The organism is Mesorhizobium sp. WSM2240, assembly GCF_040438645.1.
GTDB lineage: Bacteria > Pseudomonadota > Alphaproteobacteria > Rhizobiales > Rhizobiaceae > Allomesorhizobium.
The window spans coordinates 3,475,138-3,495,383 of sequence record NZ_CP159253.1 but is presented as its reverse complement, the minus strand read 5'-3'; the positions used below and the strand labels follow the sequence as shown (position 1 = coordinate 3,495,383).

13 protein-coding genes are annotated in these 20,246 nt (G+C 63.2%); 11 read left to right on the top strand and 2 right to left on the bottom strand.

All coding sequences use genetic code 11. The annotated features are described in order from the left end of the window. The first annotated feature begins 212 nt into the window (after positions 1-212). The 4 genes from ABVK50_RS17370 to ABVK50_RS17355 all read left to right on the top strand — a co-directional run bounded on the left by ABVK50_RS17370 (position 213) and on the right by ABVK50_RS17355 (position 6,632). A complete protein-coding gene (locus ABVK50_RS17370) occupies positions 213-1,868 on the top strand; it encodes an ABC transporter substrate-binding protein (protein WP_353645390.1) in 1,656 nt (551 codons plus the stop codon). A 95-nt stretch (positions 1,869-1,963) separates the two neighbouring features. Beyond that, complete coding sequence (locus ABVK50_RS17365; RefSeq protein WP_353645392.1) at positions 1,964-3,001, top strand: ABC transporter permease; 1,038 nt, start codon at positions 1,964-1,966, stop codon at positions 2,999-3,001. Positions 3,002-3,003: 2 nt separating this feature from the next. Further along, positions 3,004-4,155, top strand: coding sequence for an ABC transporter permease (locus tag ABVK50_RS17360; protein WP_353645393.1), 1,152 nt, complete (start codon positions 3,004-3,006; stop codon positions 4,153-4,155). Between the two features lie 14 nt (positions 4,156-4,169). After that, positions 4,170-6,632, top strand: a complete 2,463-nt coding sequence (locus ABVK50_RS17355; protein ID WP_353645394.1) for an ABC transporter ATP-binding protein — start codon at positions 4,170-4,172, stop codon at positions 6,630-6,632. A gap of 43 nt (positions 6,633-6,675) precedes the next feature. Here ABVK50_RS17355 and ABVK50_RS17350 read toward each other — a convergent pair whose 3' ends face one another. Next, positions 6,676-7,269 carry a hypothetical protein gene (locus ABVK50_RS17350; protein WP_353645906.1) on the bottom strand — a complete coding sequence of 198 codons (594 nt, stop codon included), beginning with the start codon at positions 7,267-7,269 and terminating at the stop codon, positions 6,676-6,678. Positions 7,270-7,490: 221 nt separating this feature from the next. Here ABVK50_RS17350 and ABVK50_RS17345 point away from each other — a divergent pair, with 221 nt between their 5' ends. The 6 genes from ABVK50_RS17345 to ABVK50_RS17320 all read left to right on the top strand — a co-directional run bounded on the left by ABVK50_RS17345 (position 7,491) and on the right by ABVK50_RS17320 (position 18,001). Next, complete coding sequence (locus ABVK50_RS17345; RefSeq protein ID WP_353645395.1) at positions 7,491-9,029, top strand: trimethylamine methyltransferase family protein; 1,539 nt, start codon at positions 7,491-7,493, stop codon at positions 9,027-9,029. A gap of 88 nt (positions 9,030-9,117) precedes the next feature. After that, positions 9,118-11,559, top strand: coding sequence for an FAD-dependent oxidoreductase (locus ABVK50_RS17340; RefSeq protein ID WP_353645396.1), 2,442 nt, complete (start codon positions 9,118-9,120; stop codon positions 11,557-11,559). Between the two features lie 581 nt (positions 11,560-12,140). After that, a complete protein-coding gene (locus ABVK50_RS17335) occupies positions 12,141-13,523 on the top strand; it encodes an NAD(P)-dependent oxidoreductase (protein ID WP_353645397.1) in 1,383 nt (460 codons plus the stop codon). Positions 13,524-13,534: 11 nt separating this feature from the next. Beyond that, on the top strand, positions 13,535-14,851 hold the full coding sequence (gene preA, locus ABVK50_RS17330) for an NAD-dependent dihydropyrimidine dehydrogenase subunit PreA (RefSeq protein WP_353645398.1): 1,317 nt from the start codon (positions 13,535-13,537) through the stop codon (positions 14,849-14,851). A 41-nt stretch (positions 14,852-14,892) separates the two neighbouring features. Further along, complete coding sequence (locus tag ABVK50_RS17325; protein ID WP_353645399.1) at positions 14,893-16,110, top strand: cytochrome P450; 1,218 nt, start codon at positions 14,893-14,895, stop codon at positions 16,108-16,110. 118 nt (positions 16,111-16,228) lie between these two features. After that, the gene (locus ABVK50_RS17320) at positions 16,229-18,001 is read left to right on the top strand and encodes a cation:proton antiporter (protein WP_353645400.1); all 1,773 of its coding nucleotides are present in this window, start codon (positions 16,229-16,231) and stop codon (positions 17,999-18,001) included. Here ABVK50_RS17320 and ABVK50_RS17315 read toward each other — a convergent pair. Further along, positions 17,998-18,636, bottom strand: coding sequence for a TetR family transcriptional regulator C-terminal domain-containing protein (locus ABVK50_RS17315; protein ID WP_353645401.1), 639 nt, complete (start codon positions 18,634-18,636; stop codon positions 17,998-18,000). The genes ABVK50_RS17320 and ABVK50_RS17315 overlap by 4 nt on opposite strands. A gap of 237 nt (positions 18,637-18,873) precedes the next feature. Here ABVK50_RS17315 and ABVK50_RS17310 point away from each other — a divergent pair, with 237 nt between their 5' ends. After that, positions 18,874-20,202 carry an aspartate aminotransferase family protein gene (locus tag ABVK50_RS17310; protein WP_353645402.1) on the top strand — a complete coding sequence of 443 codons (1,329 nt, stop codon included), beginning with the start codon at positions 18,874-18,876 and terminating at the stop codon, positions 20,200-20,202. The last annotated feature ends 44 nt before the right edge of the window (positions 20,203-20,246 follow it).

The following is a 20,246-nucleotide window of genomic DNA, read 5'->3' as shown; positions in this document are numbered from 1 at the left end:
CCGCCGCGAATGTCACAGTTTAATTTGACGAAAGATTCCCGCCGAATCCGCCGCGCAATAGCAATTTTGCGCCAAGATTGTCGCATTCGCGCGAACCGCCTCCCGATCAAAGTTGCACATTCCGCAGCAGGGTTCCCAACCCGGCCTTCTTTTGACATGGTTGGTCGGATGCGGAATGATAATCGGCGGAAAGCCAACAATGGGAGTTTGTGATGACGTTCTACAAGAGTAATGGGGATCGCGTTCCGGATCACATCGTCAAGATGGCGGAAAGCACTAAGGCGGGCGGGGTAGATCGCCGCGAATTTCTTGCGATGGCCAGCGTGTTCGGCGCCTCGACGGCGATGGCCTACAGCATGATCGGTCTTGCCGCGCCGACGCCTGCCGTTGCGCAGGAGACGCCTAAGAAAGGCGGCATCATCAAGGTCTCGATGTCGATCAAGGATCCGAAGGATCCGCGTACCGCCGACTGGTCCGAGATCGCCAACGCCGAGCGTCAGGCTCTCGAGCCGCTGGTCAAGTACACGCGCGACTTCACCTTCGAGCCGTACCTGCTGGAAAGCTGGGAAGTGAATGACGACGCGACCGAATACACGCTGAACGTCCGCCCCGGCGTGACCTGGTCTACCGGCGAGCCGTTCACCGCCGACGACGTGATCTACAATTTCTCCCGCTGGGCCGACAAGAGCGCCGAGGGCAACTCCATGCCCGGCCGCCTCGGCACGCTGGTCGACGAGGCTTCGGGCAAGCTGCGTGAAGGTTCGGTCACCAAGGTCGACGACATGACGGTCAAGCTCTCCCTGACCAAGTCGGACATCGGCCTCATCCCTAATCTCTGCGATTATCCCGGCTTGGTCGTGCACCGCGCCTTCGACGAAAAGGGCGCCAATTTCGTCCAGCATCCGATCGGCACCGGACCCTTCGAGCTGGTCTCCTACGATGTCGGCCAGAAGGTCGTTTACAAGCGCCGCGAAGACGGCAAATGGTGGGGCGGCGAGGTCATGCTCGACGGTGTCGAGTTCATCGACTACGGCACCGATCCCTCGGCCATGGTCTCGGCGTACGAAGCCGGCGAGGTTCACACCAACCACGAAACCACCGCCGACTACGTTTCGATTCTCGAAGGCGTCGGCGCCATCACCTCGGAAGTGGTGACCGCATCGACCATCGTGGCGCGCACCAACGTTACCAACAAGCCCTATGACGACCAGAAGGTCCGCAACGCGCTTCAGCTCGCTGTCGACAATGCGGTCGTGCTTCAGCTCGGTTACGGCAATGCCGGCGAGGTGGCCGAGAACCACCATGTCTGCCCGATCCATCCCGAGTACGCCGAACTGCCGAAGATCGCTCGCGACACGGAGAAGGCCAAGGCGCTGATGGCCGAAGCCGGACAGGCGGATTTCGAGCACGAGCTGATCACGGTCGACGAGGACTGGCACAAGAACACCGGCGATGCGATCGCCGCCCAGCTTCGCGAGGCGGGCATCAAGGTCAAGCGCACGGTTCTGCCGGGTTCGACCTTCTGGAACGACTGGACGAAATATCCATATTCCATGACCAACTGGAACATGCGTCCGCTCGGCATCCAGGTCGTCTCGATCGCATACCGCACCGGTGAGGCCTGGAACGAGGCGGCCTACTCCAATCCGGAGCTTGACGCCAAGATCGGCGAGGCGCTCTCGATCGCGGACGCCGAGAAGCGCAAGGTGGTCATGGCCGATATCGAGAAGATCCTGCAGGATTCCGGCATCATCATCCAGCCTTACTGGCGCAAGCTCTACAACCACTCGGTGCCGGCGGTGAAGAACCATGGCATGCACCCGACCTTCGAACATGATTTCGGCAAGGTCTGGCTCGACGAAGCTTGATCCGCAACGATTGTCGCGAGGGGAGCTTCACGCCCCCCTCCACACTCTCACGGGTTGATCGCATCTGACCCCAACCCGCTTGGCAGGGGGCGAACATGCTTGCTTTCATATTGCGCCGGATGGGCACCATGGCGCTGACCATGCTGTGCCTGACGATGGTCGTGTTCTTCATGATCAATCTCGAGCCGAACCTGCGCAAGCTGTCGATCAGCCAACTCGACATGCGCTCGTCGGACGAGCATATCGAAAGCTGGCTGGTCAAGAACGGCTACCGCCAGAACTTCTTCGTGCGCTACGGCCAGTGGCTGGGCGTCTGGCCCAAATACCCCAACATCGATCCTGCGACCGGCCAGGCCGTCCCGCGCTTCACCTTTTGCAACGAGCCAGCCGAGACGAGGTTCTCGGGCATCCTGCAAGGCGATTTCGGCTGCTCGACCAAATTCAAGACGACCGTCTCCGCCAAGCTGTTCCCGGCGCTGGGCGCGACCGGCATACTGATGTTCTGGGTCATGGTGACAATGGTTCCGATTTCGCTGCTCATCGGCATCATCGCCGGCATGCGAGAGGGAACCCGGACGGACCGAAGTCTTTCTGTGGCGTCGATCGCCACTACCGCCACACCTGAATATGTGTCGGGCGTCATCTTCACGGTCATCTTCGCCTCATGGCTCGGCTGGCTGAACGGCTCGGCCGCATCGGCGACGGGGCAGGGCATCACCTTCTATAATTTCACCCTGCCTGTGATGACGATGGCCATCTACGGCATCGGCTACATCGCCCGCATGACTCGCGCCTCGATGGTCGAGGTGATGACGCAGCAGTATATCCGCACGGCTCGGCTCAAGGGGCTGAGCTTCGGCAGCGTCGTCATCAAGCACGCGCTGCGCAATGCGCTGATCGCGCCTTTCACGGTGATCATGCTGCAATTCCCATGGCTGCTCACCGGCGTCGTCATCGTCGAGGTGATGTTCCGCTACCAAGGCTTCGGCTACACGCTGGTTGAAGCCGCCGGCAACAACGACATCGACCTCCTGCTCGGCTGCTCGTTGGTGTCTGTGTTCGTGGTGCTGTTCACGCAGCTGATCTCGGACGTGGGCTATGCCTATCTCAATCCACGCATAAGGGTGCAGTAGGCATGGAGCATATCGGGGGATTCCAGATCTTTCTCGGCGTTCTCGCCCGCTTTTGGCCGGTCTGGCTGGCGCTGGTGATCGTCATGGGGGCGAGCTTCGTCTACAAGAAGCGTCTCGGCCTCTATGGGCAACTGTTCGATTCGGGCGTCGGCATAGTCGGCGTCGGCATCTGCTTCTTCTGGCTGTTCACAGCGATCTTCGCCGGCACCATCGCGCCCTTCAATCCGCTGGCGCAGATCCCGATCATGAAGGACGCGATGCCGGGCGCGATCGACGCCGCATCCGGCCAGGCCTATCTGTTCGGCGGCGACAAGCTGGCCCGCGACGTGTTTTCCCGCATGGTCTTTGGCAGCCAGATCGTGCTGATCATCGCACCGGCGGCGACCGCATTCGCGCTGATGGTCGGCATCACGCTCGGCCTGCCCGCCGGCTATTATGGCGGGCGGATAGATTCAGTGCTGTCATTCCTCGCCAATCTGGTGCTGGCCTTCCCCGTCATCCTGCTCTTTTACCTGCTGGTGACGCCGGGCATCATGGAAACACCGATCCCTTACGGCATGGCCGGGCTGTTCTTCCTGTTCCCGATCATCTTCTTCGCCACGCTGTTTTACACGCGTTTCAAGAGCCGGCCTGACCGGCTCTATCTGCTGCTCGGTCTGACATTCGTCATAGGCGGCTGGGTTTATGCCGGCCTGGTTTTCAATGCCGATCCGCTCGGCATCGTTTCCATCGCGCCGAACCAGCTCAACATCTTCGTGGCGGTGGTGTTCGCATCGAGCCCGGGCGTGTTCCGCATCGTCCGCGGCCTGGTCATGGATATCAAGACGCGCGACTACGTCGCTGCCGCCCAGACGCGCGGCGAAAGCCCGTGGTACATCATGCTTTGGGAGATCCTGCCCAATGCGCGCGGGCCGCTGATCGTCGATGCCTGCCTGCGCATCGGTTACACGACCATCCTGCTCGGCACGCTCGGGTACTTCGGCTTGGGCCTTGCGCCGGAAAGCCCCGACTGGGGCACCGCAATCAAGGACGCCAGCAGGCTTCTGCGCTCTTTCATCCATCCGGCCCTGCCGCCGACGGTCGCGCTGATGTCCTTTGTGCTCGGCCTCAATCTTCTCGCTGACGCGCTGCGCGAACAGTCAATGAAAGACTGACGGAGAAAATCGATATGAACGAGGCTGTCAGGAACCCTGCCCAACCGATCGTCGAAATCGAGAACCTCTCCATCTCCTTCTTCACGCGGCGCGGCGAGATACCGGCCGTCATGGATTTTTCCTGCACGGTCATGCCCGGCGAGGCGATGGGCATCGTCGGCGAGAGCGGCTGCGGCAAGTCGACCGTCTCGCTCGGCATCATGCGCGACCTCTCGAACATCGGCAAAATCGTCGGCGGCCGGATCAAATTCCAGGGCCGCGACATGGGCGATATGACCCAGGAGGAGTTGCAGGAGATCCGCGGCAACAAGATCGCGATGATCTACCAGGAGCCGATGGCGAGCCTGAACCCGGCCATGAAGGTCGGCAAGCAGTTGATGGAAGTGCCGCTGCTGCACGACAAGGTGTCGAAGGAAGAAGCCTACAACCGCTCGCTCGCCATGCTGAAATCGGTGCGCCTGCCCGATCCCGAGCGCATGATGAAATCCTACCCGCACCAGCTTTCGGGCGGCCAGCAGCAGCGCATCGTCATCGCCATGGCGCTGCTGTCGAAGCCGGCGCTGCTGCTTCTCGACGAGCCGACGACTGCGCTCGACGTGACCGTCGAGGCCGGCATCGTCGAACTGGTCAAGGGGCTCGGCAAGGAGTTCGGCACGTCGATGATCTTCGTGTCGCACAATCTCGGCCTGATCCTCGAGACCTGCGATCGCATCACGGTGATGTATTCGGGCGAAGCCGTCGAAACCGGCAACATCAAGGACGTCTTCGACCGCATGCGTCACCCCTATACGCAGGGGCTGTTCCGCTCGATCCCGCTGCCCGGCGCCGACAAGAATTCGCGGCCGCTAATCTCGATTCCCGGCCAGTTGCCGCTGCCACATGAGCGGCCGAAGGGCTGCAATTTCGGGCCGCGCTGCCACCATTTCGTCGAAGGCGTCTGCAACGCCGCCGAGATCCCTATGATCCCGGTCGCGGGCCACGACAATCATTTCAGCCGTTGCGTGCGCTTCAACGACATTGACTGGTCGGCCGTGCCTGAAGGAGCCAAGACGCACAAGGAGCCGGTCCAGCCCGGCGCGCCCGTGCTCAAGATCAACGACCTGAAGAAGTACTACAAGGTATCCGCCAACGAAATCTTCGGCGGCAGCGGCGAAGGCCGCGTCGTCAAGGCAAACGAGGCGATCAGCTTCGAGGCGCGCGAATCCGAAACCGTCGCCATCGTCGGCGAATCCGGCTGCGGCAAATCTACCCTCGCCAAGGTGCTGCTCGGGCTGGAGACGGCGAGTTCCGGCACGGTCACGCTCGGAAACAGCCAGATCCAGTCGACCGGCATCGAGGATCGCGACGTGAAGACGGTCTCGTCGATCCAGATGGTGTTCCAAAACCCGTTCGACACGCTGAACCCCAGCCATTCGGTCGGCTCGCAGATCATCCGCACGCTGGAAAAGTTCGGCATCGGCAGGAACCCCGGCGAGCGGCGGCAACGCATGCTGGAACTGCTGGATCTCGTAAAGCTTCCACGCGCTTTCGCCGAGCGCATGCCGCGACAGCTGTCGGGCGGGCAGAAGCAGCGCATCGGGGTGGCGCGCGCCTTCGCCGGCCGCGCCCAAGTGGTGGTCGCCGACGAGCCGGTCTCCGCGCTCGACGTCTCGGTCCAGGCGGCCGTCACCGAACTGCTGATGGACATACAGCGCGAGTCGAAGACGACGATGCTGTTCATCAGCCACGACCTGTCGGTCGTGCGCTACATCGCCGACCGCGTCGTTGTCATGTATCTCGGTCACATCGTCGAGCAGGGCACGACCGACCAGATTTTTTCGCCGCCCTATCACCCCTATACTGAGGCGCTGCTGTCGGCGATTCCGATCGCCGATACCAGCGTGGTCAAGAAGCACATCGTGCTGGACGGCGACATTCCCTCCGCCATGAACCCGCCCTCGGGCTGCCCGTTCCAGACCCGCTGCCCGCGCAAATATCTCGTTCCAGACAATCTCTGCGAGACGCAATTGCCGCCGTTCAAGGATCTCGGCAACGGCCATCGCAGCCTGTGCTGGCTCGACGACGAGGTTCTGGCAACGATGGAGCCGGTGATCAGCTTCTCCGGCGGTGACGACCACGCGCCCGCAACGGACGCCATTCCCGCCGACGCGCCGCTCCGGCCCGAAGGCCACGGTGCGGATCCGGGCTTCGCCGGCCGGCCGCCGCAGCGCCCGCACGGCAAGCTCGCAACGCCAGAAGCCGGCATGGCCGGCGCCGGAGCCCAGGAAACCGAAGCCGCGGCTCGCACCCGCCGCGAGGAAGTCCGCGACGACAGTGGCGGCCAGGGCGCCGATATCGACCCATCCGATCCTTCCTCGGCGCTCCCCGCCACCCCGCTGCAGGTGGGTGACGGCCGTCAGGCCGACGACGCCGACGTGCCCTCGGCCTTCGAGCCGACCGAAGAGGAAAACGAGGAAGAGGCGGAGAAGAAGAAGTAGGTGCGAGCGGAGCGAGCCTCGAAGGACGTGCCCAAATCCTCACCTAACCGCCGCACCGCGCCAGTTGTGCTTCATATTTCTGCGCCATCGCCTCGGTATCGCGGGCGTAGCGTTGCAGGCTGGAATTGCTGCGCCAGTCGCCGCGTTTGTAGCCGCCCCAGCCGGAATAACAGGCCAGGTATAGATTGAAGGTGTCGTTGCGGGCGACGCCGTAGGTGTCGGCGGTCTTTGAATGGTACCAGCCGACGAAATCCACCGCGTCGGCGAAGCTGTTGCGCCGGGCGGCGAAGTTTCCAGTCTCCGTCTTGTATTGCGCCCAGGTGCCGTCCAGCGCCTGCGAATAACCATAGGCGCTGGACTTGCGCTTCCACGGTATGAAGCCGAGCAGCTTGGTGCGAGGCGGCTTGGCATTGCTCTTAAAGCCGGATTCCTTGCGAACCGTCGCCATCAGCACGGGTACTGGCACGCCGTGCTTGCGTTCCGCCTTCTTTGCTGCGCTATGCCAGTTGTTGAACCAGCCATCGTTTTGCTCGAACACGGCGCAGACATCATTGATGTGGTTCGGTGCGCTGGCGCAGGCGGAAAGCGCCAGCACGAGGGCGATCGGTACAATTTTACTAAAACCCGACGCATGCATCGGCGAAGCTTTAGGCCGAAAACATAAAAGGAATGTTGCAGCCAGCCTTAACCAATTCGGCAACCGCATTTAGCCGGTTCGTAGTCGTATTGTAGATAATACGACTATTGGCGTCGCTTTTCTTCCCGATCCGGCCCAGCTATGACGCTGTGGTTAAAATCACGCCCGCACATGCCGGATTCTTGACAGCCCGCCTGCCCCGGCGGCGTATTGATGCGGGCATGACAGAACCCAGACGAAAGCGCGGCGCCGAGCGGACCGGCAACCGCGGACCAGCCGCAATCCCGCAACTGCCGCTCCGCCGCGTGCGCAATCCGTATCCGCCGATGGCGCTTCTGTCGGACGACCAGATCGAGGCGATCCACGAAGCGTCGCTGCATATATTGGAAAATTTCGGCATCGAATTGATGAGTTCCCGCGCTCTCGCTCTGTTCGAGAAGGCCGGGGCGAAGGTCGACCACGCCGCGCAGACTGTCTGGCTCGACCGCGGACTTGTCGACGAGGCGCTCAAGACTACCCAGTCGAATTACACGCTGGCGCCGCGCAATCCCGAGCGAAAGATCCATCTCGGCGGCGACACGATCAACTTCACCCTGGTCGCCGGCCCCCCCAACGTCCACGACATGGAGCGCGGCCGCCGCGCCGGCAATCTAAGCGACTATTCCGATCTCGTGCGGCTGGCGCAGCATTTCAACTGCATCCATCTGATCGGCAACCAGGTCTGCGCGCCGGTCGAGCTACCGGCCAATTCGCGCCATCTCGACACCTACTTCGCCAACCTGACCCTGACCGACAAAGCGTTCCATGTCTCGGCGATCGGCCGGGGCAGGGCGCTGGACGGCATCAAGATGATGGCGATCTCGCGCGGGCTGACGCTCGACGAACTGGCGCGAGACCCGGGCGTCACCACGGTCATCTCCGTCAACTCTCCGCGCCGCTATGACGAGTTCATGGCGGAAGGGCTGATGGCCATGGCCGAGCATGGGCAGTCGGTCGCCGTCACGCCGTTCACGCTGATGGGCGCAATGAGCCCGGTGACGCTCGCGGGCGCGCTGGCGCAGCAGAACGCCGAGGCGCTTTTCGGCGTGGTGCTGACGCAGCTTGTCCGCCCCGGCGCGCCGGTGATGTACGGCGCGTTCACCTCCAATGTCGACATGCGCTCGGGCGCTCCGGCCTTCGGCACGCCGGAAAACACCAAGGCCAACATCGCGTCCGGCCAGCTCGCCCGACGCTACAGTCTGCCCTACCGCACGACGCCCGGCTCGGCCTCCAACGCCGCCGACGCTCAAGGAGCTTACGAAACTATGATGGCGCTCTGGGGCGCGGTGCTCGGCCATGGCAATCTCGTCTATCACGCCGCAGGCTGGCAGGAGGGCGGGCTGACCGCGTCCTTCGAGAAGTTCATCATCGATGTCGAGCTGATCCAGCACATGATGGAGTTCCTGAAGCCCATCGAGGTCAATGACGGCGAACTGGCGCTCGATGCGCTCGGCCGCGTGCCGACAGGCGGCCACTTCTTCGGCGAGCAGCACACGCTGGAGCGGTATTCCACAGCCTTCTACCAGCCGCTGCTCTCCAACTGGCAGAATTACGAAGCCTGGCAGGAAGCCGGCGGCCTCGACGCCACCGCCCGCGCCACGCGGCTGTGGAAGAAGGCGCTGGAGGAATATGTCGAGCCCACGATGGACATTTCCGTGCGCGAGGAACTGGAGGCCTATGTGACCATGCGCAAGGAAGAAATCGGGGCAGGCGAGCCGTGAGGCTTAGCGTGGACTTCTCAAACTGAATCACCTCCCTCCCATCCCGATTCCACCGCTTCCCCCAACCCACTGAACGAGAACGGAAATCATGAAATCGCACACCCAGGTCGTGGTCATCGGAGGAGGCGTCGTCGGCTGCTCGGTGCTGTTCCATCTGGCCAAGCACGGCTGGACAGACGTCGTGCTTCTGGAGCGCGACGAACTCACCTCCGGCTCGACCTGGCATGCCGCCGGCGGCATGCACACGGTCAATGGCGACCCCAACGTCGCCAAGCTGCAGAAATACACGATCGAGCTCTACAAGGAGATCGAGGCGCTGTCCGGCCAGGCGACCGGCGTGCATCTGACTGGCGGCGTCATGCTGGCTGCCACGCAGGCGCGTATGGACTGGCTGCGCGGCCTGGTCGCCAAGGGTCGCTATCTCGGCATCGAGCTCGAGGAGATCTCCGCCAGTGAAGCCGGCGAGATCATGCCGCTGCTCGACCCGAAGGAATTCGTCGGTGCGGTCCGCACCGTGGTCGATGGTCATCTCGACCCGTCCGGCGTCACCCATGCTTATGCCAAGGCCGCCCGCGCGCTCGGGGCGGAGGTCGAGCGCTTCACCAAGGTCGAGGACATCGTTCGCCGCGAGGACGGGCTCTGGCGTGTGGTTACCAACAAGGGCGAGATCGTTGCCGAGCATGTCGTCAATGCCGGCGGCCTGTGGGCGCGCGAAGTCGGCCGCATGGTCGGGCTGGAACTCCCGGTGCTCGCCATGGAGCACATGTACCTCATCACCGAAGATATGCCGGAAGTTGCCGCCTGGAACGCAAAAACCGGCACGGAAATCATCCACGCGATCGATTTCGACGGCGAGCTTTATCTGCGCCAGGAGCGCGGCGGCATGCTGATGGGCACCTATGAGAAGGCCGCCAAGCCCTGGTCGGAATTCGAGACGCCCTGGAATTTCGGCCACGAGCTGCTGGAGCCGGACATCGACCGCATCGCGCCGTCGCTGGAAGTCGGCTTCCGGCATTTTCCGGCCTTCCAGAACACCGGGATAAAACAGATCATCAATGGCCCCTTCACCTTCGCGCCGGACGGCAATCCGCTGGTCGGGCCGGTACGCGGCCTGCCGGGCTTCTGGGTCGCCTGCGGCGTGATGGCGGGTTTCTCCCAGGGCGGCGGCGTCGGACTGGCGCTCGCAAACTGGATGATCCACGGCGATCCGGGCGCCGACATTTGGGCGATGGACGTCTCGCGCTACGGTGACTGGGCGTCCATGGCCTATACCAACGCAAAAGTGCGCGAAAACTACTCACGCCGCTTCTCCATCCGCTTCCCCAACGAGGAGCTGCCCGCCGGGCGGCCGCTGAAGACGACGCCGATCTATGATTTGCTGTCGGCCAGAGGCGCGCAATGGGGCGTATCCTATGGTCTCGAAGTGCCGCTCTGGTTCGCGCCCGAAGGCGCCAGGGATGAGTTCTCTTGGCGGCGCTCGACCGATTTCGAGCATGTGGCGAATGAATGCCGGACCGTGCGGACAAGCGTCGGCCTCTCCGAAATATCGAACTTCGCCAAATACCGCGTGAAGGGGCAGGGCGCCGAAGCCTGGCTGGACAGGATGCTTGCCTGCAAGCTGCCGAAGCCTGGCCGCATGACGCTGGCGCCGATGCTCAAGGAAGACGGCAAGCTGATCGGTGATTTTTCGCTGGCCAATCTCGGCCCCGACCGCAATGGCAATGGAGAATGGTTTATCGCCGGCTCAGGCATTGCCGAGCAGTATCATATGCGCTGGTTCGAAAAGCACCTGCCGAAGGACGGTTCGGTGACGATCGAGGCGCTCGGGCCAAAGCTAACCGGCCTGTCGATCGCCGGGCCGAATGCCCGCAGCCTGCTGGCAAAGGTCACGCGCGCGGACGTTTCCAATGCCGCCTTCAAGTTCATGGATGTGAAGAAGCTCGACATCGGCATGGCGCCCTGCCTGGTCGGCCGCGTCAGCTACACCGGCGATCTCGGCTACGAGATCTGGATAGAGCCGGAATATCAGCGCGCCGTGTTCCACAGTCTGATGACCTCCGGCGCGGAACTCGGCATCGGCCTCTTCGGCAGCAGGGCGCTCAACGCACTCAGGCTCGAAAAGAATTACGGCTCCTGGGCGCGCGAATACCGACCGATCTACGGCCCGCTTGAAGCCGGGCTCGACCGCTTCGTTGCCTATGGCAAGGATGCCGATTTCATCGGCAAGGCCGGCGCGCTGGCCGAGCGCGCCTCGGGCGGCAGACTGCGGCTCCGCGCCTTCATCGTCGAAACCGACGACGCCGACGTCATCGGCGACGAGCCGATCTGGTTTTCCGGCGAGGTGCGCGGCTGGGTAACCTCGGGCGGCTACGCCCACGGCTCCAATGCGTCCGTGGCCATGGGCTACGTGCCGAAGGAGATCGCCGACGAAAGCGGCGGCTTCGAGATCGAACTGCTCGGCAAGCGCTACCCCACCCGCATACAGCCCGCGCCGTTGTTCGACGCCAATCAGGGTCGGATGCGGGGGTAGCCCAGCGCCTCTCCCTCGTCCCCTTGTGGGAGAAGGTGGCGTTTCTTCCAACATCCCGTCTCGGCGCTTCGCGCCGATCCACCTTCTCCCACAAGGGGAGAAGGACGACCGCTCCACTCCACCTGTCAGCATCTGTCAGGAATGTTTTCCTCCGATTTGTCCACACCCCCTGGCGCTGCCCGCATACTCCGTCCCGGCAGCTTGCTGGTGGGGACGGGTGTACACGACCGGCATCCAGGCAAGTGTGGCGCCGGAGAGATACCCGCTGGGTCGCGCGGATCGCTCCGGCCCCGGGTCGCGCCTGTGCGCCCGCGCTCCGTCCCAGCATACGGGACAGGAGCGATGGGCCGGACAGCGATCAGGGGAGAAAACGCCGGCGGCGCATGGCAGCGCGTCAACTAACTAAATTGATTAGGCGTCGTTGCCATGCGCCGCTCCCCACAATGGCCAGACGCGAGAGCGGGCGTGGCGACGGAGAGGTGCGCCCTCTCCAATATTTGACCGATTGATAAAAAATCAAAACGTGCTAGCCTTCCTGAAAAATAAGCCAGCGACAAAGCCAGCTAAGGGGAACTGCGACGATGCCAGAGGGCCAGTTCAAGGAAGGGATAGCCGGAGACCGGCTTCCGCCCGAAAAATACGCAGAGAATTTTTCCGACCTGCATCCGCCGTTCGACCGCCACGAGGCGCTGGTCGAGGCGGATCGCTGCTATTTCTGCTACGATGCGCCGTGCATGAATGCGTGCCCGACCTCGATCGACATCCCGCTGTTCATCCGCCAGATTGCCACCGGCAACCCGCTCGGCTCGGCCAAGACCATCTTCGACCAGAATATTCTGGGCGGCATGTGCGCGCGCGTCTGCCCGACCGAGACGCTGTGCGAGGAGGTCTGCGTGCGCGAGGTCGCCGAAGGCAAGCCGGTTCAGATCGGCCGGCTGCAGCGTTACGCCACCGACGTCGCGATGACGATGGAAAAACAGTTCTACAAGCGCGCCCAGCCGACCGGGCAGAAGATCGCCGTGGTCGGGGCCGGCCCGGCGGGCCTCGCCTGCGCACATCGTCTGGCCCGCTACGGCCATGACGTGACGATCCTGGAGGCGCGGCCGAAGGCCGGCGGCCTCAACGAATACGGTATCGCCGCCTATAAGAGCACCGACGATTTCGCCCAGGCCGAAGTCGACTACGTCACCGCCATCGGCGGCATCGACATCGTGGAGGGCAAGGCGCTCGGCCGCGACTATTTCCTGCCTGATCTGGTCAACACCTACGATGCCGTCTTCCTTGGCATGGGCCTTGGCGGCATCAACGGGCTCCGCGTCGAGGGCGAGGACGCTGAAGGCGTCGTGAATGCTGTCGAATTCATCGCCACCCTTCGACAGGCTGAGGACTTGTCCGATTTGCCGGTCGGCCGCCGCGTCGTCGTCATCGGCGGCGGCATGACGGCGATCGACGCCGCGGTCCAGTCGAAGCTGCTCGGCGCCGAAGAGGTGACGATCTGCTACCGCCGCGGCAAGGAGCACATGAACGCTTCGGAGTTCGAGCAGGATCTGGCGACCTCCAAGGGCGTGGTCATCCGCCACTGGCTGCAGCCGAAACGCGTCGTGGTGCAGTTCGGCAAGGCCGCCGGCATCGAACTCGAATACACCGAGTTCGTCGAAGGCAAGCTGGTCGGCACCGGCGAAACCGTCCACATCGAGGCGGACCAGATTTTCAAGGCGATCGGCCAGACCTTCGATCTGTCGAGCCTGAACGCCACCGGCTCCACGATCCGCCTGGAAGGCGGCAAGATTGCAGTTGACGCCGAGGGCCGCACTTCGCTGCCAAAAGTCTGGGCGGGCGGAGACTGCGTCGGCGTCGGCGAGGATTTGACCGTTTCGGCTGTCGCGCAGGGCCGCGATGCGGCCGAGAGCATCCATCGCGCATTGGCGGCCGTGGCCGCTGCGCCAGTTGCAGTTTCGGCTTAGGGAGCAGACCCATGGCAGATCTCCGCAACAATTTCGTCGGCATCAAATCGCCGAACCCGTTCTGGCTGGCCTCCGCGCCGCCGACCGACAAGGCCTACAACGTCGTCCGCGCCTTCAAGGCGGGCTGGGGCGGCGTGGTATGGAAAACGCTCGGCGAAGAGGGCCCGCCCGTTGTTAATGTCAACGGGCCGCGTTACGGCGCAATCTGGGGCGCGGACCGGCGACTGCTCGGTCTCAACAATATCGAACTCATCACCGACCGCGACCTTTCCGTTAATCTCCGCGAGATCAAGCAGGTCAAGAAGGACTGGCCCGATCGCGCCATCGTCGTCTCGCTGATGGTGCCCTGCGTCGAGGAGAGCTGGAAGGCGATCCTGCCGCTGGTCGAGGCAACCGAAGCCGACGGCATCGAGCTCAATTTCGGCTGCCCGCATGGCATGTCGGAGCGCGGCATGGGCGCCGCGGTCGGCCAGGTGCCGGAATACATCGAGATGGTGGTGCGCTGGTGCAAAGCCAACACCCGCATGCCGGTCATCACCAAGCTCACGCCCAACATCACCGACGTCCGCAAACCGGCGCGAGCCGCCCTTGCCGGCGGCACCGACGCGGTCTCGCTGATCAACACGATCAATTCGATCACCGCGGTCGATCTCGACACATTCTCACCGGAGCCTTCGATCGACGGCAAGGGCTCGCATGGCGGCTATTGCGGCCCGGCGGTGAAGCCGATCGCGCTCAATATGGTGGCCGAGATCGCCCGCGATCCGGAAACCCACGGCCTGCCGATCTCGGGCATTGGCGGCATCACGACCTGGCGTGACGCGGCCGAATTCATGGCGCTGGGTGCCGGCAATGTGCAGGTCTGCACCGCCGCCATGACCTACGGCTTCAAAATTGTCCAGGAGATGATCGATGGCCTGAACAACTGGATGGACGAGAAGGGCCACGTCGATCTCGACGCCATCATCGGACGCGCCACGCCCAACGTCACCGACTGGCAGTATCTCAACCTCAACTACGTCGCCAAGGCGCAGATCAATCAGGATCTCTGCATCAAATGCGGCCGCTGCCACATCGCCTGCGAAGACACTTCGCACCAGGCCATCACCTCCATGGTCGACGGCGCCCGCCATTTCGAGGTGATCGAGGCTGAGTGCGTCGGCTGCAATCTCTGCGTCAATGTTTGCCCGGTTGACGGCTGCATCACCATGGAGCCGCTGGCGGCCGGCGTCATTGACGAGCGCACCGGCATGCCGGTCTCGCCCGTCTACGCGAACTGGACGCAACACCCCAACAACCCGATGGCGCCGAAGGTCGCTGCGGAGTAGTTTAAAAAAGTCTCGGGCGAGGCGGCGCGAAAAGGCACGCCATGAATGAGACTCGCGACTTCGACATTCTCTCGCCGAAGTTCCACGCGAACCCGTTTCCGGAACTCGACCGGATGCGGGCGGCAGATCCGGTTGTGCAGATGCGGCTGCCGATCGTCGGACGCACTTGGCTTGCCGTTACGCATGAAGCCTGCGTGGAATTGCTGAAGGACCACGGCAGTTTCGTCCGCGATTCCGGCAACGCCGGCAGCAAGACGCAAGAGCGGGTCCTCAGGGTTCTTCCTCGAACGCTCGGATTGCTCGCCCTCAACATGCTGGGCCACGACGACCCCGAGCATCGCCGGTTGCGCGGTCTCGTCGACCAGGCATTCCAGCGCAGGGGCATTGCCGCAATGAAGCCGATGATCGCCGATGTGGCCGACGGACTGCTGGACCGGCTGGAGGGCAGGGTGGAAGTCGACCTGATGGCGGAGTTCTGCCGCGACCTGCCGCTGTCCGTCATCTGCGCGATGCTCGGCCTGCCGGAAAAGGATCACGATCGCTTCAAGAGATGGCTGGGCGGGCTCGCCGACACGGCCAATGTCTGGGCGGTCCTCCGCGCCGTCCCCGGCGTGTGGAGTGTGGTCAACTACCTTCGCCGCGTCTCGCGGCCCGGCGGCGGGGCGTTGCCGGAGGGTCTGATCGCCGCACTCGGTGAAGTCGAGATGGAGGGCGGGCGGCTGACCGAGGACGAGATGGTCTCGATGATCTTCCTGCTCTTCGGCGCTGGGCAGGAGACCACAACGCATCTCATCGCCGGCGGCCTCTACACCCTGCTCACCCATGAGGAAGAACGCCGGCGCCTGCAGGCCGATCCGTCACTGATGCCGACCTGTGTTGAGGAATGCCTCCGCCACGTCTCGCCGGTGCAGATGACCAAGCCGCGTTTCGCCGCGCGGGACATCGAGTGGCAGGGCCTTACGTTCAAACGCGGCGACATGTTCGCGGCTTTCCTTTCGGCGGCGAACTGCGATCCGGCGAAGTTCGAGAATCCGCACCGCTTCGACATCGCGCGACATCCCAACCCGCATCTCTCCTTCGGCACGGGCGTGCATTTCTGTCTCGGGTTCCAGCTTGCCCGCGCCGAAGCGGCCATTGCGTTCGAGCGCTTGTTGTCGCGGTTTCCATCCATGCGATTAGCTGTCGATCCGGCGAAAATTGTTTGGCGCAAGCGGCTTGGCATTCGCGCCCTGGCAAGCTTGCCGGTTCGCCTGCAATAATCCGCTCGCCAGTTGGCCGCCGAGATTTTCGCATTCGGGGTTCGCTTTGGGGGCGAAAACTGTTTGACTACACCAACTTGCACCGACAGAAGGGGAACAAGACTGCCGAGGTCGAGCCTTGCCGCATGATGTGAACCTTGTCGCGACGATTGCCGTCGGTTTCGTGCTGGCGTCCATCTTCGGCTATCTGGCCGACAGGCTGCGGTTGCCGGCGCTGGTTGGCTACCTCGTCGCGGGCATCTTTATCGGACCGTTCACCCCCGGTTTCGTGGCCGATGCGGATATGGCGGGGCAACTCGCCGAAATCGGCATCATCCTCCTGATGTTCGGCGTCGGCCTGCATTTCTCGGCTTCCGACCTGCTTGCCGTGCGCGGCGTGGTGGTCGTGGGCGCTCTAGGCCAGATACTGCTTGCGACCCTGCTCGGCGTCGGCCTCACCTGGCTATGGGGATGGAGTATCGGCTACGGCATTGTCTTCGGACTGTGCGTTTCGGTGGCGAGCACGGTGGTGCTGCTCAAGGCGCTCGAGGAGCGCAACCTCGTCGATTCGATGCAAGGACGGGTCGCGGTCGGCTGGCTGATCGTCGAGGATCTCGCGATGGTGCTGGCGCTGGTGCTTTTGCCGGTTTTCGCCGAGACCATGGGCGGGCATGCCGAAGCGGACAGCGGTGCTTCAAGCGCCCCGATAGCCCTCACCATTCTCCTCACGCTCTCGAAAGTCGCCGGCTTTGCGCTGGTTGCGGGCCTGATCGGGCCGAGGGTTATGCCCTGGATACTGATCAAGGTGGCGCGCACCGGCTCACGCGAGCTCTTCACGCTCTCTGTTCTGGCCATGGCGCTTGGCATCGCCTTCGGTTCGGCCGCCGCTTTTGGAGTGTCTTTCGCGCTCGGTGCGTTCTTCGCCGGCGTGATCATGGGCGAGTCGCAGCTCAGCCATCGCGCCGCCGCCAATTCCTTGCCGCTGCAGGACGCCTTCTCGGTCCTGTTCTTCGTTTCGATCGGCATGCTGTTCGATCCGACCATCCTCGTCGAGAAGCCGCTTGAGGTGCTCGCGGTGGTAGCGCTCGCGGCCTTGGGAAAGCCGATCAATGCTTTCCTGATCATACTTGTCCTGCGCTATCCGGTTCGGCTGGCGCTCGGCATCGCGGCGGGCATCGCCCAGATTGGCGAGTTTTCCTTCATTCTCGCCGGCCTCGGCGCAACCTACGGATTGGTGACCCAGGAAGGCCAGAGCCTCATCCTCGCCGCCGCGCTCCTGGCCATAACCATCAATCCGCTTGCATTCGCCGCGGCGGAGGCGTTGGAGCGGTGGATAAGCAGCCGTTTCCCGCAATGGTCGACCAATTTCGGCAGGCGCCGGGAACGCGTGCTGGCCGTGGAGCTCGACCGTATCCGGGCCCAGGCCAAGAAGCGCGAGAACGAGCAGGCTCGCAAGATCACGGAATTCGTCGAGACTTTCCCGCTCTTTGCGGCGATTGATGCCGAGGCGCAGGAAGAACTGCTTCTGCTCTTCGTCCCCAAGGCTGCCTCGCCAGGCGAGCGCGTCGTGCGCGAGGGCGAAAGAGGCGACGCCATGTACTTCGTCGTTTCGGGAACGGTCGAGGTCGACGTCAACGGCACCGAGGTTCAGCTCAACGCGGGTTCCTTCTTCGGCGAAATGGCACTGCTGACCGGCGCGCCGCGCACCGCCGATGTGACGGCGGTCGATTACTGCAACTTCCTCGTCTTGTCGCTGCGCGATTTCAGACTCTTCATGTCGCGTCATCCGGCGGTGCGGGCCGCGGTGCAGGCGATGGCGGAAGAGCGCCTCGCCATGAACCGCGCCGCAGCAACTTCTTCCGAGCATCATGACGAGCGGCTGGATCAGGGGGCTGCGGTCACGGATCGCTAGGAGTTCGCCCTCGGACGAAGTCCCTCCATGAACAGGTGTTCCAGAAACCGCGCCGCATCTTCGAAGCGGCCCTCGCCGCCGCGATCGGGGCCGAGCACGGCCCGCACCTGCACATCGAAATCGGCATAATGCTGCGTCGTCGCCCAGATCGAGAAGATCAGGTGGAAGGGATCGGTCCTGACGATCTTGCCTGCCCGCATCCAGCCCTTGATCACCTCGGCCTTCTCGTCGACCAGGGTTTTTAACTCGCCTTCCAGCATCGGCATGATGCGCGGCGCGCCCTGCAGGATCTCGTTGGCGAAGAGCCGACTTTCGCGCGGGAAATCTCGCGCCATTTCGAGCTTGCGCCTGATATAGCTGCGCAGCTCGGTCAGCGGGTCGCCGATGTCGTCGAGTTCCTTGAGCGGCGCCAGCCAAGTGTCGAGAAGGCGCTGCATCAGCGTCTCGTGGATTTCCTCTTTGCGGCGGAAATAATAAAGCAGGTTCGGCTTGGACATTCCGGCCGCTTCGGCGATCTGGTCGATGGTCGAGCCGCGAAAACCGTGAGCCGAGAAAACCTCGAGCGCCGCCTCCAGGATGAGTTCGCGCTTCTCCGTCTGGATGCGTGTCCTGGGGCGGGGCGCCTTGGTGTCCATAGCTATGCCGCTCCCCGCGATATGGCAAAACCGGTTCTGTGGACCAATCGGCTGGACCAGTTTAACCTGCCTTGTGGAGCGCGATTTCGCCCGCCCATTTCCGCTACTATTTCCTTGACCGCCGATCTGGCGGTGCTAACGTTTGTCCAATCGGTCAAAAATTTGCGTAGCACGAAAACGCAGCCAAGACCAAGCGTTGGCCGTATCGAAACAGGGGATTCAAGGGAAGGCTTGGTCATGTCCAACAGAACGAATGTAGCGCCGAACGACCTCAGCGCATTCTGGATGCCGTTCACGTCGAACCGGCAGTTCAAGCAGGCGCCGCGCATGATGGTCGCGGCCAAGGACATGCACTATACGGCCAGCGACGGCCGCAAGATTCTCGATGGCACGGCCGGCCTCTGGTGCGTCAATGCCGGTCACTGCCGGCCGAAGATCACCGAGGCGATCCAGCGCCAGGCGGCCGAGCTCGACTATGCGCCAGCCTTCCAGATGGGCCACCCGATCGTGTTCGAACTGGCCAACCGGCTGGTCGACATCGCGCCGGCCGGCATGGACCACGTTTTCTTCACCAATTCGGGTTCGGAATCGGTCGATACGGCGCTGAAGATCGCGCTGGCCTATCAGCGCGTTAAGGGCGAGGGCTCGCGCACCCGGCTCATCGGCCGCGAGCGCGGCTATCACGGCGTGAATTTCGGCGGCATCTCGGTCGGGGGCATTGTCACCAACCGCAAGATGTTCGGCACGTTGCTGACCGGCGTCGACCACATGCCGCACACGCATTTGCCGGAGAAGAACGCATTTACGCGCGGCGAGCCGGAATATGGCGCCGAACTTGCCAACGAACTCGAGCGCATCGTGACGCTGCACGACGCCTCGACCATCGCCGCGGTGATTGTCGAGCCGGTGGCGGGTTCGACCGGCGTCCTGATCCCGCCGAAAGGCTATCTGCGGAAGCTGCGCGAGATCTGCACCAAGCACGGTATCCTGTTGATCTTCGACGAGGTCATCACCGGCTTTGGCCGCATGGGCGCGCCGTTCGCGGCGGATTATTTCGGCGTCACGCCGGACATCATCACCACGGCCAAGGGCGTATCCAACGGCGTCATCCCCATGGGGGCGGTGTTCGTCACGAAGGAAATCCACGACGCCTTCATGACCGGCCCGGAGCACATGATCGAGTTCTTCCACGGCTACACCTATTCGGGCAACCCGATCGCCTGCGCCGCTGCACTCGGCACGCTCGACACCTACAAGGAAGAGGGCCTGCTCACCCGCGGCGCCGAACTCGCCCCTTACTGGGAAGAGGCGCTGCATTCGCTCAAGGGCGAGCCGAACGTCATCGACATCCGCAACATCGGCCTGATCGGAGCGATCGAGCTTGCGCCGATCGCCGGCAGCCCAACCAAGCGCGCCTTCTCGGCCTTCGTGAAGGCGTTCGAGCGCGGCGCGCTGATCCGCACGACCGGCGACATCATCGCGCTGTCGCCGCCGCTCATCATCACCAAGGGCCAGATCGACGAGCTGATCGACCATGTGCGCGAGGTGCTGCGCCTCGTGGACTGACGTACCGAAGAAGCGGGAAGGCTGGCGTCGGGAACCGCCGGACT